This window comes from Herbaspirillum huttiense (assembly GCF_047300815.1).
Taxonomy (GTDB): domain Bacteria; phylum Pseudomonadota; class Gammaproteobacteria; order Burkholderiales; family Burkholderiaceae_D; genus Herbaspirillum; species Herbaspirillum huttiense_A.
This window is the reverse complement of the sequence record NZ_CP178608.1, coordinates 979,055-992,288: the sequence shown is the minus strand read 5'-3', so window position 1 is coordinate 992,288 and position 13,234 is coordinate 979,055. Positions and strand designations below refer to the sequence as shown.

Here is a 13,234-nt window from a genome sequence, read left to right as displayed (position 1 = left end):
CCTCCTCGGTAGTCCCTCAACCCGGTCCGGCGCAAGCTGGCCGGGTTTTTTTCATGGTTAACGGCCGGAACACGGCTTGTTTCCGACAAGAATGCGGGACGACATTTCACCAAAATGAGGGGTTTCAGCAAACGCTGAGAATGCCCTTTTCAGTGAAATCCAGAGTGGTACGCCCCACTGCCCTGCGGCGAGAGCAGCCACATTCATCTGTTGAATCGATCAAGCTGATCTGAATAATCCATTTAACGAATGAATCAAAAACTGGCAAAGTGACGATCTTTGACTTTCGCCCGGCCTCTCCATGCATTCAGGCAGCTCATCCGTCACCGCTTCCCACCCGCACCGCATCCGCAACGCCACCCGTGCCACCATGGCGCAGTTCTTCGTCAACGGGGCCACCTTCGCCACCTGGGGCATCCTGATTCCCTCGGTGAAGGATCGCTTCGCCCTGTCCGATGCGGTGCTGTCGCTGGCCATGCTGGCCGTGGCCGGCGGCGCCCTGCTGACCATGGGACAGTCCGGCAAATGGATCGCGCGCGTGGGCAGCGCGCGCGCCTTGCGCCAGGCCGGCATGCTCTATGAGGCCACGCTGCTGCTGATCCCGCTGGCACCGCAGTTCTGGATGCTGGTAGCGCTGCTGCTGGTGTTCGGCAGCGCCATGGCCGCCTTCGACGTGGCCATGTCGGTCCAGGCCGCGCTGGTGGAAAACGGCCGCAGCCGGCCCATCATGTCCACCCTGCATGCCATGTTCAGCATCGGCGGCATTGCCGGCTCGGCGCTGGGCGCCCTGCCCGGCCTGTCGCCCCTGGCGCACGCCGCGCTGGTGGCGGTGGTGACGCTGTCGGTGGCCTTGTCCATCGGCCCCTTCGCCTTGCCCGACGATGCCCATGATGACGCTGCCAGCACACCCGGCGCTGGCAAATCCGCCCGCCGCATGGTGCTGATGCTGGGCGTGATCTCCTTCCTGGCGCTCATGTGCGAAGGCGGCATGTATGACTGGGCCGCGGTGTACATGCGCGACATCGCCCAGTCGCCCGCCGCCTGGGTCAGCTACAGCTACGCCGCGTTTTCTACCGGCATGGCGGCCGGGCGACTGACGGGCGACCGCATCCGTGCACACATCGGTGGCCTGCGCACGCTGCTCTGGAGCGGGGTGGCGGGGGCGGCCGGCATCGCCTTGGCGGCGGCCTTGCCCACACCCCTGGCGACCATGGCCGGCCTGCTGCTGGCCGGGCTGGGCATTGCCAACCTGATGCCGATCTTTTTCCTGGCCGCCGCGCGCGTGCCGGGCATGCCGGCCGCCGAGAGCATCGCCGCCGTGGCACGCTTCGCCTATGTCGGCATGCTGCTGGGGCCGGTGTGCATCGGGGGTGTGGCCGAGCACCTGGGGCTGCGGGTGAGCTTCGTGGGGGTGGCGCTGGTGATGATGGTGGTGGCGCTGTTCGGGCCACGGGCGGTCAAACGCTTCATCTGACCACGGCGAGGGCGACCGAAATCGGCTACAGTGGCGCGCACCCTGCAGCCTTCTTCATTTCGCCCCCAAACCACCCCATGCCAGCAGCTGCCCGCCGTGCTCCCCTGTTGATCCTCGCCACCACCGGCACCACTGGCGACATGCTGCCCTTCCTCGCGCTGGGCCAGGGGCTGCAGGCGCGCGGGCATCGTGTGCTGATGGTGGTGCCGCGATTTCATGCGGGCTTGTTCGAGAACGCGGGACTGTCCTGCCATCCCTTGGGCAGCGTGGAAGAATTCCAGGCCGTGCTGGCCAATCCGGACCTGTGGGATGAGCGCCAGGGCTGGCAGGTCATCTGCCGCGCCGCCGCCCCTTATATCGATTGCCTGCACCAGCTGGTCGCTCAATTGCCCACCGATGAAGAGTGCGTCATCCTCAGCCATCCCTTGCTGGTGCCGGCGGCTGACATCGCGCGTGCCGCGCGCCCCGGACTGCGCATCGTCGCCACCTATCTCGCCCCTTCCAACCTGTGCAGCAGCCACGACCTGCTGGCCATGGGATCGCTGCGCATCCCTGGCTGGGTGCCGCTGTCCTGGCGCAAGACCTTGTGGTCACTGGCACACCGCTGGATGATCGATCCGCCCAGCCTGCCGGCGCTCAATGCCGCACGGGCCAACAAGGCACTGCCGCCGGTGGCGCATTTCTTTGCGCACGTGATGCAGGCACCGGATGCGTCGTTGGGACTGTTTCCGGACTGGTTCGGCGCGGTCCAGCCGGACTGGCCACAGCCTTTCCTGAGCGGACAATTTCCGCCGCCTCCGATGACCTCGCCCTCGGACTGGACACCCGCCCTGCGGCAGTTTCTCGACGCTGGCGCGGCACCCATCGTCTTTACGCCAGGCTCCGGCCATCAGCATGCAGCGCAGTTTTTTGCCGGCGCCGTAGAGGCCGCACAAGCACTGGGCCGCCGCACACTGCTGGTGACCCGGCATCGTGAACAAGTGCCGGCCGTGTTGCCCGAGGGCGTGCTGTGGCAGTCCTATGTGAGCTTCGATGCCCTGTTGCCGGAGGTGGCCGCCATCGTCCATCACGGCGGCATCGGCACCACCGCTGCTGCCTTGCGGGCAGGCGTGCCGCAATTGGTGGTGCCGTTTGCCTACGATCAGTTCGACAATGGATATCGGGTACAGCGGCTGGGAACGGGTGATGTCCTGCCTGCCCGGGAGATGACGGCCAGACGCTTGCAGCACAAGCTCAAGCCGCTGCTGCAGGCGCCGGAAGTGGCGCAGGCCTGCCAGCGCATCGCCCGCTCAATGCAGGCCAATTCGCCGGAAGATAATGTAGTTGCGCTGGCGGAGCAGGCGCTCCTGCCCGGTGGCTGATTCAGGCCGATTCCTGCGCCCGCGCCTGCTCCATCAACAACTCCAGAAACGCCGCCGGCGCCGCATCGAGCACCAGCACGCCATTGCGGGCCGCGGCCTTGTGCGTGACCACCAGCTCCCAGCACAGCTCCACCCCGCGCAGCTTGACGCTGGCCAGCTTGCCACGCCGTGCATGGACCAGGTCGCGCGGCAACAGCGCCACGCCCAGTCCATGCCCGACCAGGTCCAGCAAGGTCACCAGGTCACTGACCTCGAAGGCCACACGACGCCGCAAGCCGGCTTCTGCAAAGCCGCGGTCCACCAGGGCACGCGTACCCAGACCGGTTTCGAAATCGACGAAGCCCTCGCCGGCCAGTTGCTCCAGCGTCACCGAGCGCGCCTTGCCCAGGCGATGGCTGGGGTGGCAGGCCAGCACCAGTTCGTCGCAGGCGATGATGTGTTGCTGCAAACCCTCCCCGCTTTCTTCGATGGGCAGGATGGCCAGGTCCAGCTGGCGGGCATCGATCTTTTCGTTCAGCTCGCCCGCCGCCCCCTGGCACAGCCGCACCTCCACCGCCGGATGGCGGCGGTGGAACCGCGCCAGCAGCGCCGGCAAATCAACGAAGGAGGGCAGGCTCTGCACCGTGCCGATGGACAGCCGGCCGCGCCGCATGGCATTGACGTCGGCCACGTCGGTGGCCCCCTGCTCCAGCGCCGCCAGTGATCGGCGGGCACTCTCCAGGAACGCCTCGCCGGCCGCCGTGAGCTCCACCCGGCGCGTGGTGCGCACGAACAAGGGGGCTGCCAGTTCTTCTTCCAGCAGGCGGATCGAGGAGGACAGTGCCGATTGCACCACATGGCAGCGCGTGGCGGCCCGGGTAAAACTTTTTTCTTCTGCCAGCGCGATGAATTGGCGCAATTGCCTCAGTTCCATAGGGTCCGTGTGGGGTGGGTGATGCGCTAGGATTGATCGATGCCATGAATGAATCATGCCGTTGGCATCAATTTTACTGACAAGTGCGCGCCCGCACGGCTGTGGAAAAAAGTCTGCGGCCTTCCTCGAAAAATCGCCATTACCGGGCAACGATGCGGCATCCGCCTGCCAGCCCGGCTAAAATAGTCGCCCGAACGACCGCTGCGCACCGCGCGGCACCCACCGAACAGACAAGCATGAGAAAAGTGAAGCTGCGCAACGCCGCAGAAATCGCCCAGGCCCGCGTGGCCGGGCAACTGGCGGCCGAAGTGCTGCACATCGTGGCCGAGCACGTCAAGGCTGGCGTCACCACCGACGAACTGGACCGCATCTGCCATGACCACATCGTCAAGGTACAGCAGGCCACCCCGGCCAACATCGGGTACCACGGCTTCCCCAAGACCATCTGCAGTTCCGTCAACGACGTGATCTGCCACGGCATCCCTGGCGGCCAGGTGCTCAAGGATGGCGACATCATCAACATCGACGTGGCCGTCATCAAGGATGGCTGGTACGGCGACTGCAGCCGCATGTACTTCGTGGGCTCCCCCAATGCCACCGCGCGCAAGCTGGTCAACACCACCTACGAGGCCATGTGCGCGGGCATCCGCGCGGTGCGCCCGGGCGCGACCCTGGGCGACGTCGGCCACGCCATCCAGAGCGTGGCCCAGCGCGACGGCTTCTCGGTGGTGCGTGAATACTGCGGCCACGGCATCGGCACCATCTATCACGATGAACCGCAGGTGCTGCACTACGGCCAGCGCAACAGCGGCCTGCCGCTCAAGGAAGGCATGATCTTCACCATCGAACCGATGTTGAACGCCGGCAAGCGCCACACCCGCCAGCTCGACGACGGCTGGACCGTGCTGACCGCCGACGGCTCGCTGTCGGCCCAGTGGGAACACATGGTGGTGGTCACCGCCAAGGGCTATGAAATCCTCACGCCCTGGCCGGAAGGCTTTGGCGACTATCCTTCCATCGCCACCCGCAACTGAAACACTGCCGGCCCGATGCGCGTTTGCGGGCCGGAAAAAAAATTTTCAGATCACTGCATCCAGATCGGCTCCTCGCGGGTAGTACCTCATGTCAGCCCCGTTGTCGCACATGCGGCGGCGGGCTGCACGAGACACCATCCCTTTCAAGAAACAAGGAGCCCATCATGCAAACTGCCATCCTGTCTTCCCGTTCCCTCCGTATCGCCCTGCCCCTGGCCGCGGCCCTCACGCTGGCGGCCTGCGCGCCCATGTCGGCCATGTATTCGCAGGACAGCCTGCCGGACGCCGTCAAGGTCCCGGCCGGCAACAAGGTCGTGCTGCAGACCGTGGGCGTGGGCGAGATCCTCTATGAATGCCGCGCCAAGAAGGACATGCCGGGCCAGTTCGAGTGGACCTTCGTCGGCCCGGATGCCGTGCTCAAGGACCGCAGCGGCATGCAGGTCGGCCGCTACTACGGCCCGCCGGCCACCTGGGAGAGCAGCGACGGCTCCAAGGTGACCGGTGCCCAGCTCGCCGTGGCACCGGCCGGCACCGGCAACATCCCGCATCAGCTGGTCAAGGCCAATCCGGCCACCGGCATGGGCGCCATGACGCAGACGACCTATATCCAGCGCGTGGCCACCAAGGGCGGCGTGGCCCCGGCGGATCGCTGCGACATGGGCACCGCAGGCGCCAAGCAGAAGGTGGGCTACCAGGCCGACTATATTTTCTGGAAAGCGTCCTGATGGGGGGCCATCCCTCGCTATAATCCAGGGCCTGTACACCCCGGCCGGACGTTCCGGCCGGGCAATCCTCGCCCGGAGCCTGCTTTCGCGTGACTGACGTCCCCGCCTCCTTCGATCATGAAGCTGCCTTGCTCGCCTGCGCGCGCGGCGAGCGCCGTGCATTGCAGGCGCTCTACGAGCACGAGGGGCGCTATCTGCTGGGAGTGGCCTTGCGCATCGTGCGTGATCGCGCGCTGGCCGAGGACGTCCTGCATGACGCCTTCCTCAACCTCTGGAACCGCGCCGCCAGCTTTGACCCGGCGCGCGGTGCCGCACGCGGGTGGATCTATACGATAGTGCGCCACACGGCCCTCAATCGCATCCGCGCCATGCAGCACGAAGTCGCCGCCGGCGACGACCTGGAAGAACTGGCCGATCGCGCCGAGCCCGCCGTTGAAGCGCCCGAGTGGCAGGCCGACCTCGGCCGGCTGGACGAGTGCCTGGGCCAGTTGAGCGATGCCAAGCGCGCCAGCATCGTCTACGCCTATGTCGATGGCTGTACCCATGGCGAAATCGCCGAACGCCTCAAGGCCCCGCTGGGATCGGTGAAGGCATGGATCAAGCGCGGCCTCGCCGCGCTGCGGGAGTGTATCGGATGAACGCATCACAGGATGAACTGCAATGGCTGGCCGCCCAGTATGTGCTGGGTACCTTGCCGCACGCGCAGCGCCAGGAGGTGGAGCGGCGCCTGCCCACGGACGCTGCCCTGCGCGCCGCCGTCGATGAATGGGAAGCCAAGCTGCATCCCCTGACCGCGCTGGCCGAACCGGTGCAGCCGTCGGCCAGCCTGTGGCAACGCATCGAACGCAGCCTGCCCATGCCGGCCCCGGTACGTCAGCGTGGCGGCTGGCGTGCGTGGTGGGAGAGCGTGCAATTCTGGCGCTGGAGTACCGGCGCGGCGCTGGCCTGCTCGGTGCTGCTGGCCGTGCTCATGCTGCGCGCCGAGCCGCCGGCCCGCGCGCCGGCCTACATGGTGGTGCTGGTCGCCCCGCAGGACAAGGCGCCCGGCTGGGTGGTGCAGACCGGTGGCAGCGGCCGCCTCAACCTGATTCCGCTGGGCGTGGCCACCGTGCCGCAGGAGAAGGCGCTGCAATTCTGGACCAAGGGCGCCAACTGGAGCGGCCCGGTCTCGCTGGGCATCGTCAAGCCCGGCAAGTCCCAGGAAGTGGCGCTGGACAAGCTGCCGCCGCTGCAGCCGGACCAGCTCTTCGAAATCACGCTGGAACCGGGCACGGGCTCGCCCACGGGCCGTCCGACCGGCCCCATCCTCTACATCGGACGCGCGGTCAAGGTCACGTCCTGATCCCGGCGCAATGGCGCATGCCATGCGCCATTGCGGGCGAAAGAGAGGACACGGGAGGACCGGCGAGGACTGGCGAGATTCGTGGATGGCGCGCATCACTGGCCTGGAGTGGTTCTATCGCGCGCTGGGAAATCGCCGCAAAACACGACGCAAAACAACCGGCAACGAAAAAAACCAAATAAGGAAACTCGGTTTTAAATTAAGCTTGCTCGAAATAATTTCTTTTTGAGCAATGAACCGCAAAGTCTTCCGGCGCGTTTCCTCCTGGAAAATCTTTCTCTGGGCCTGCAGCAGCATGGCGGGAGGAGTCATCCTGGCCCAGCTCGCGCTGAGCGTGGCGGAGATTCGTCACATCGACGCCTCGTCGATGCAGGCGCTGCAGCGCGCGGAAGATGCCGGCCGTGCGACCGCCGATGCGCTGCGCCGGGCCGAAGCCAGTCCCTTCGAGGCCTGCTCCGAGGGCGATCTCACCCTCTTGCGCAACATCACCTATGCCAACAGCTATGTGGCCGACCTGGGCCGCATCGACCAAGGCGTGGTGCGCTGTACGGCGCTGTGGGGCAAACTGGAGAAGGTGACCCGCCTGCCTGAACCGCATTACCGGCCGCGCGGCGGATTCAGCGTGTGGAGCCACCAGGAAGTCTTCCAGACGCATTACCAGAGCAACCTGGTTTCGCTCAATCACAGCCTGGCCATTGCCTCGCCATCGACCTTCGATCTCAACCGGTTCTACCAGGATGTGTCTTTGCGCATCACCAACGGCACCGGCACGCATACCTATGCCGAGCGCGCTGGCCTGCGCTACAACCCCTCGGGCGCCATCGAACTGCTGCCCGGCATCGACATCACCGAATGCAGCCGCGACATGGGGCTTTGCGCGCATGCCACGGCGCGCCTGCACTGGTTTGCGCTGGCCCATCCCTTGAGTTTCCTGGCGCTGCTGGCGGGCAGCTCTTTACTGGGAGTGCTGGCTTACCTGCTGTATCTGCGCCTGCGCCGCAACCAGGGTGTGCTGGAGAAGCTGCGCGAGGGGATTGCCAATGACGAGATCGTGCTGCTGTACCAGCCCATCGTCTGCGTGCGCGACCTGAGCCTGAAGGGTTACGAAGCGCTGGCGCGCTGGCGCCCGGCCGACGAGCCCGAGATCGGCCCGGACATCTTCGTGCCGCTGGCCGCGCAGAACCGGCTCAGCACCGCGCTGGCCAAGGTGGTGCTGGCGCGGGCGCTACGCGAGATGCAGGATCTGCTGCAGGCTGATCCGGCGTTGATGCTGGCGGTCAATACCGAGGTGGCCGACATCGAGGATGCGGACTTCATCGAGTTCGCGCTCGAACTGACGGCGACCACGCCGGGCCTGCGTCCGCAATTGCATCTGGAAGTCACCGAGCGTGCTGACATCCGTTCGGCCACCTTCACGCAGAACATCGAGCTGTTGCGCCAGGCGGGCTTTGCGATCTGGATCGATGACTTCGGCACCGGCAGTGCCAATCTGTCGCATCTGTCCTATGCGCAGTTCGACGGCATCAAGATCGACCGGCTCTTTACCAATGCCCTGAGCACCGGCTCACCGCTGCGCTCGGTGGTCCCCAACCTGCTGCGCCTGGCCGCTGAACTGGAGCTGAAGGTGGTCATCGAGGGCATCGAGACGGAAGAGCAATTGCAGCTCATTCGCAGCATTGCGCCGCAGATTCATGCGCAGGGCTGGCTGTTCAGCAAGGCGATGGAATTGAGCGAGGTGCTGCAGCAGCGACAGCCTTATACGCTGGAGGAGTTCGGGTTGGCGGCCTGAATGGCATAGGGTGCCAACGCCCTCTGCACCAACTCCGCCGCCGTACCATCATCACGCAAGCCAAGCCGGCGCGCGATCTGGTCATCGAGCACAGGATAGCGGCCAAACACCGCCTCCACCGGCTCCTGCGGGGCATAGCGCACCAGCGCATGTCCATCCACGCCAACCACGGCCGAAAGCGTTTCGACCACTTCCTGCATGGACAGCCGCAACACCGGCAAGGCCCAGGTGCGTTCCATGTGGCCCTCCGTATCCAGAATCGGATCCATGGTCGCCGCATGCAGCAGGTTCTGCGCACAGCGTTGTGCCGACATCCACCATGCAGTGGCCTGTGGCCCCACCGGCAGCGTCACGGGCTCGCCCGCCGCCAGCGCATGCAACAGCTCGCTCATGAAGGCCGAGACCAAGCCCGAGACAGCACGCGGACGCGCCACGATGCCCGGCAGCCGCAGCGAACGACCATCCAGCACACCACGGCGTGTGGCATCGGCCAGCAGGATTTCGCAAGCCCGCTTGTGTGCGCCATAGATCAGCGCCGGCCGCGTGGGCGTGCCCGGGGTGACCGGGTCCGGCAGGGGCGTGCCATATACCGCGATGGTGCTGGCATACACCACCACCGGCGGCGCACTGCCCGTTGCCCTGCCTTGAGCCAGCAAGTTGAACAGATCCAGCGTGGCGTCCAGATTGACACGGCGGCTCAAGGCCGGATCGGCTTCGGCCGCACCGCCCGGCACCGCTGCCAGGTGAAAGCACAGGTCGGCACCGAACTGCGCCAGCCGCGACTGCACCTGCGCATCCTGCAATTCGCCCTCGATGCATTCGACGGACGCGGGTAGCGAGGGCAACTTGCGGTCCATCGCCGCCAGCCGCGTAATACGCTGTTGGCCGACCTGCCCCGCTTGCTGCAGCAACTGCAGCAGAGTCGCGCCGATGAAGCCGCCCGCGCCGGTGACCAGGACCTTCATGCTGCTCGCACCACGCGCTGCTGCACGATGCCGAAGGGACCGGCACTGCCATCCTCGTAATGTGCCTGCATGCGCACCTCGTCACCAAAATGCATGAAGCCTGTACGGATCTCGCCGTGATCGATCTTCTCGATCACGCGCCGCTCGGCGATGCAGGCCGAACCTGCCGCGCGCGCCACATTGGAGACCGTGCCCGAGCCAATGATGCAACCCGCCGTGAGACGGCGGCTATGCGCGGCATGGGCGATCAACTGGCCGAAGGAAAAATTCATTTCGCCACCGTGCGGTTCGCCAAAGCGCGCGCCGTTCCATTGCACATGCAGGTGCATGTTCACACGGCCATCGCGCCAGGCCTTGCCCAATTCATCGGGCGTGACCGCAATCGGGGCAAAAGCCGTCGAGGGCTTGGCCTGCAGGAAGCCGAAACCGGTCTTCATCTCATGCGGGCCCAGTGCGCGCAGGCTCCAGTCATTGAGCTGCACCACCAGGCGCACGGCCTGCAGGGCTTCGTCCGGTGTCGCGCCCATGGCGACCGGCCCGACCACCACACCGAACTCGCCTTCGAAGTCGATGCCTTCGGCTTCCGACCGCAGCGGCACGTCCTGCTGCGGCCCGAGGAAATCATCGCTGGCCCCCTGGTACATCACGGGCACGGTATCGAAATACGGAATCGGCGGTGTCTTGAAGGCTTCTTCCATCAGGCGCCCGTGATTGAGGAAGGCCGACGCGTCCAGCCATTGCGGTGCGCGCGGCAGCGGTGCCATGCACAGCCGCGCATCGAAGGCGATGGCGCCATCGGCCCGACCTTCATTGAGGGCCTGGTAACGCTCGGCCAGGGCGGGCTGGACCTCGTCCCAGCACGCCAGCGCATCGATCAGGGTGGGCGCGATCTGCGGCACCGGCAAGGCGGTCGCGGCATCGCGCGCGACCAGCACCAGCGCGCCATCAGGCGTGCCGTCGCGCAGGGTGGCGAACTTCATGGCTTAAGCTCCCTTGGCCAGTTGGGCGGCAATGGCCGGGTCGACCTCGCCATCGACCAGGATGAACAGCATGCGGCAGGGCTTGCCCGAACGATTGGCCCAGGCGTGGTTGGTGCCGCGCTGCACGACCACGCTGCCGGGCTTCAGGGCAACTTCGCCACGGTCCAGTACCAGCGTCATCTCGCCTTCGATGACGATGCCGTAGTCCACCGATTGAGTGCGATGCATCAGCGGATGGGGCGAATCGGTCTGCACGGTGGAGGCGGCGGCTTCGCCGATCTGGCTGAAGGCCTCGTGCATCTTGCTGCTGGCGCTGGCGAGGAATTCCTCGGTATCGGGCGGGATGTCGACGAAGCGCATGCGCGTACCGCGCTCCGGGGGCGACAGCACCAATGCGCCCAGGCTGGGATCCGGGCCATTGTCCACGCGCGCGGGCGTGGCGCTGGTGCTCCAGACTTCATGGAAGAGCGTACCGGGAATGGCGGCCACCTCCACCACGGTCGGCAGCGGACCGTCACTGCTGATGATGGATCGGCCTTGCGCATCGTGGCCGGTGACGACGCGGTGAATCGGGGGGAAGGACATCATGGGCTCCATTGAATCGCTTGAATCGCTTGCATTGCTTGAATCTGTTGATGGCGGCCTGGGCGGCAGCGGGGCATCAGGTTTCGTCGAAGATCGCCACCGCCCGCGTCCAGCCGGCACTGGCGCCACGGATCTTGTGCGGGAAGCAGCTGATGGTGAAGCCATGCGCCGGCAGGGCTTCGAGGTTGTGCAGTTTCTCCAGGTGGCAGTAGCCGATGTCGCGGCCGGCCTTGTGGCCTTCCCAGATCAGGGACTTGTCGCCGGTCTCGGCTACCCGTTGCGCGGTATAGGAGAACGGTGCGTCCCAGCTCCAGGCATCGGTGCCGGTCAGGCGCACGCCGCGTTCGAGCAGGTACATGGTGGCTTCGTAACCCATGCCGCAGCCAGCACCGAGATAGTCACGATGACCATAGCGCGAACCGGCGCGGGTGTTGACCACGACGATATCGAGGGGCTGCAGATTGTGGCCGATGCGCTTGAGTTCGGCTTCCACATCGACGGCGGTGGCCACATAGCCATCCGGGAAGTGACGGAAATCCAGTTTCACGCCCGCCTGGAAGCACCATTCCAATGGCACTTCGTCGATGGTGATGGAGGGCCGCGCCCCGCCGTTCTTGGCATCCTGCGTGGAATGGAAATGCCACGGTGCATCCAGATGCGTGCCGTTGTGCGTGGTCAGCGTGACCCACTCGGCCGCTGCGGCTTCGCCATCGGGATAATCCTCGGGCTGGGTGCCGGGCAGCATGGCCATGAATTCGGGCAGGGTGTCGGCATGCTTCTGGTAAGTGATCTTCGGGGCCAGCGGGGGCGGGTCGGAGAGCACGTCGTTTTCAAGATAGATGGACAGGTCGACGAAACGATGACGGCGACGCGTCTGCAGGGATGCGGTCATGCCAGAGCCTCTTGAGGTTGAACGGCGACTGCACGCGGCAGCCGCGAGAAACAGATCGATGCGCCAACGCCCAGCACCACCGCCACCGGACCCAGGCTGCCATAGCCCCAGCCCTGCACCAGCGTGCCCCCGAGGATGGGCCCGATGGCCGCCCCCGTCATCAGCATGGCGGGCGTGGCAGCCATGGCGCGGCCGCTGCGGTCCAGACGCGCCATGAGACCGAAGGCGAAGGTGTGCGTGAAAATCATCACGGCAGCAAAGACGGAGGCCGCCGCCGCATAAGGTGCAAAACGCAACGAACTCATGATCACCACCACCAGCAGCGCCTGCACCAGCGGGCCGGCCATCAGCACGCTGCGGGCGGGCAGCCGTTTCTCCAGCAGAGCGGCCAGCGGTGCGGGCAGCAGGTTGACGAAGCCCAGCGCGATGAGCACACCGGTGACCGCTTCCAGCCCGAAGCCGCGATCACTGCCCACGCGCTCCAGAAAACTGAAGGTCATCGATTGCACCAGCCCCATGCAGGCGATGCCGGCAATGCCGTACCAAACCTGGCGCGGCACCGGTTCACGCGGTGCCGCCACTCGCGGCAGGCCATCAGTCTCTGCACGCGGAAACGCCAGGGCACAAGCCAGCGCCCCCATGGCCATCACCCCCGCGAAGAGATAGAACAATGCCGGACCACCCGCGCTGGCAATGATCGGCGGCGCACTGCCCAGGAACAGGATGGCGAACACGCCCAGCGCGATACCCACCAGCGCAAAGCCCCGATGCGGATTGCTGCCGCGCGCGATGGTGCCATGCGTGACACTGAGCGAGAGCCCGGTGGTGATGCCGCAGGCCGCATGCAGCAAGGCCAGCAGCAGGTAGTGCTGGGTCTGCGCCGCCACGGCGAACAACAGGGCCGAGAGGCCGAAGCCGATGGCGGCCTTCCAGCGTGCCGTCTCGGGATCGAAACGGGGTGCCAGCACGGCACTGGCCAGCACCGCGCCGCCCAGGAAGAGCGAGGCCAGCAGGCCCGCCTGGCGCGCATCGAAATGGTAATGCGCCACCAGCGTGCCGACCCAGACCGGCAGCGCCACCAGGTCGATCATGCCGGCGCAGTGCGCCAGCATCAGCGCAGCCAGGGCGCGCTTGGAATAGGTCGTGATCATCTTGTCTCCTCGCGTCGTACGCA

Annotated in this window: 13 protein-coding genes; 7 read left to right on the top strand and 6 right to left on the bottom strand. The window is 66.0% G+C overall.

Translation table 11 applies throughout. The features are described 5' to 3' along the window. The first annotated feature begins 301 nt into the window (after positions 1-301). Together ACLRDN_RS04580 and ACLRDN_RS04575 are read left to right on the top strand one after the other, a co-directional pair. A complete protein-coding gene (locus ACLRDN_RS04580) occupies positions 302-1,474 on the top strand; it encodes an MFS transporter (RefSeq protein WP_413459155.1) in 1,173 nt (390 codons plus the stop codon). Between the two features lie 77 nt (positions 1,475-1,551). Continuing rightward, on the top strand, positions 1,552-2,835 hold the full coding sequence (locus ACLRDN_RS04575; RefSeq protein WP_413459154.1) for a glycosyltransferase: 1,284 nt from the start codon (positions 1,552-1,554) through the stop codon (positions 2,833-2,835). Position 2,836: 1 nt separating this feature from the next. On the opposite strand, the gene ACLRDN_RS04570 is transcribed toward ACLRDN_RS04575, so the two are convergent. Next, complete coding sequence (locus ACLRDN_RS04570) at positions 2,837-3,748, bottom strand: LysR family transcriptional regulator (protein WP_413459153.1); 912 nt, start codon at positions 3,746-3,748, stop codon at positions 2,837-2,839. A 236-nt stretch (positions 3,749-3,984) separates the two neighbouring features. Here ACLRDN_RS04570 and map point away from each other — a divergent pair, with 236 nt between their 5' ends. From map to ACLRDN_RS04545, 5 genes are all read left to right on the top strand, one after another. After that, entirely contained in the window at positions 3,985-4,782 is a 798-nt protein-coding gene (gene map, locus ACLRDN_RS04565) for a type I methionyl aminopeptidase (protein WP_413459152.1), read from the top strand. Positions 4,783-4,946: 164 nt separating this feature from the next. Next, positions 4,947-5,507 carry a DUF3455 domain-containing protein gene (locus tag ACLRDN_RS04560; protein WP_413459151.1) on the top strand — a complete coding sequence of 187 codons (561 nt, stop codon included), beginning with the start codon at positions 4,947-4,949 and terminating at the stop codon, positions 5,505-5,507. 89 nt (positions 5,508-5,596) lie between these two features. Continuing rightward, positions 5,597-6,145: a sigma-70 family RNA polymerase sigma factor gene (locus tag ACLRDN_RS04555; RefSeq protein WP_413459150.1), complete on the top strand. Its 549-nt coding sequence runs from the start codon at positions 5,597-5,599 to the stop codon at positions 6,143-6,145. Continuing rightward, positions 6,142-6,849, top strand: coding sequence for an anti-sigma factor domain-containing protein (locus tag ACLRDN_RS04550; protein WP_413459149.1), 708 nt, complete (start codon positions 6,142-6,144; stop codon positions 6,847-6,849). The genes ACLRDN_RS04555 and ACLRDN_RS04550 overlap by 4 nt, the downstream gene beginning before the upstream one ends. Positions 6,850-7,144: 295 nt before the next feature. After that, a complete protein-coding gene (locus tag ACLRDN_RS04545; protein WP_413459148.1) occupies positions 7,145-8,638 on the top strand; it encodes an EAL domain-containing protein in 1,494 nt (497 codons plus the stop codon). On the opposite strand, the gene ACLRDN_RS04540 is transcribed toward ACLRDN_RS04545, so the two are convergent. The 5 genes from ACLRDN_RS04540 to ACLRDN_RS04520 all read right to left on the bottom strand — a co-directional run bounded on the left by ACLRDN_RS04540 (position 8,605) and on the right by ACLRDN_RS04520 (position 13,211). Further along, a complete protein-coding gene (locus tag ACLRDN_RS04540; RefSeq protein ID WP_413459147.1) occupies positions 8,605-9,603 on the bottom strand; it encodes an NAD-dependent epimerase/dehydratase family protein in 999 nt (332 codons plus the stop codon). The genes ACLRDN_RS04545 and ACLRDN_RS04540 overlap by 34 nt on opposite strands. After that, on the bottom strand, positions 9,600-10,583 hold the full coding sequence (locus ACLRDN_RS04535) for a fumarylacetoacetate hydrolase family protein (protein ID WP_413459146.1): 984 nt from the start codon (positions 10,581-10,583) through the stop codon (positions 9,600-9,602). Before ACLRDN_RS04535 ends, ACLRDN_RS04540 begins: the two co-directional genes overlap by 4 nt. Positions 10,584-10,586: 3 nt before the next feature. Beyond that, a complete protein-coding gene (locus tag ACLRDN_RS04530) occupies positions 10,587-11,168 on the bottom strand; it encodes a cupin domain-containing protein (protein WP_413460343.1) in 582 nt (193 codons plus the stop codon). Positions 11,169-11,244: 76 nt separating this feature from the next. Beyond that, positions 11,245-12,060 carry a cyclase family protein gene (locus ACLRDN_RS04525; RefSeq protein WP_413459145.1) on the bottom strand — a complete coding sequence of 272 codons (816 nt, stop codon included), beginning with the start codon at positions 12,058-12,060 and terminating at the stop codon, positions 11,245-11,247. Continuing rightward, positions 12,057-13,211, bottom strand: coding sequence for an MFS transporter (locus ACLRDN_RS04520; protein ID WP_413459144.1), 1,155 nt, complete (start codon positions 13,209-13,211; stop codon positions 12,057-12,059). The genes ACLRDN_RS04525 and ACLRDN_RS04520 overlap by 4 nt, the downstream gene beginning before the upstream one ends. Positions 13,212-13,234: the final 23 nt, after the last annotated feature.

Coding starts and splice junctions, on each gene's coding strand:
- ACLRDN_RS04535 (WP_413459146.1), bottom strand. CDS start 10,583: ATGAAGTTCGCCACCCTGCGCGACGGCACGCCTGATGGCGCGCTGGTG.
- ACLRDN_RS04575 (WP_413459154.1), top strand. CDS start 1,552: ATGCCAGCAGCTGCCCGCCGTGCTCCCCTGTTGATCCTCGCCACCACC.
- ACLRDN_RS04580 (WP_413459155.1), top strand. CDS start 302: ATGCATTCAGGCAGCTCATCCGTCACCGCTTCCCACCCGCACCGCATC.
- map (WP_413459152.1), top strand. CDS start 3,985: ATGAGAAAAGTGAAGCTGCGCAACGCCGCAGAAATCGCCCAGGCCCGC.
- ACLRDN_RS04545 (WP_413459148.1), top strand. CDS start 7,145: ATGGCGGGAGGAGTCATCCTGGCCCAGCTCGCGCTGAGCGTGGCGGAG.
- ACLRDN_RS04560 (WP_413459151.1), top strand. CDS start 4,947: ATGCAAACTGCCATCCTGTCTTCCCGTTCCCTCCGTATCGCCCTGCCC.
- ACLRDN_RS04530 (WP_413460343.1), bottom strand. CDS start 11,168: ATGTCCTTCCCCCCGATTCACCGCGTCGTCACCGGCCACGATGCGCAA.
- ACLRDN_RS04525 (WP_413459145.1), bottom strand. CDS start 12,060: ATGACCGCATCCCTGCAGACGCGTCGCCGTCATCGTTTCGTCGACCTG.
- ACLRDN_RS04540 (WP_413459147.1), bottom strand. CDS start 9,603: ATGAAGGTCCTGGTCACCGGCGCGGGCGGCTTCATCGGCGCGACTCTG.
- ACLRDN_RS04550 (WP_413459149.1), top strand. CDS start 6,142: ATGAACGCATCACAGGATGAACTGCAATGGCTGGCCGCCCAGTATGTG.
- ACLRDN_RS04570 (WP_413459153.1), bottom strand. CDS start 3,748: ATGGAACTGAGGCAATTGCGCCAATTCATCGCGCTGGCAGAAGAAAAA.
- ACLRDN_RS04520 (WP_413459144.1), bottom strand. CDS start 13,211: ATGATCACGACCTATTCCAAGCGCGCCCTGGCTGCGCTGATGCTGGCG.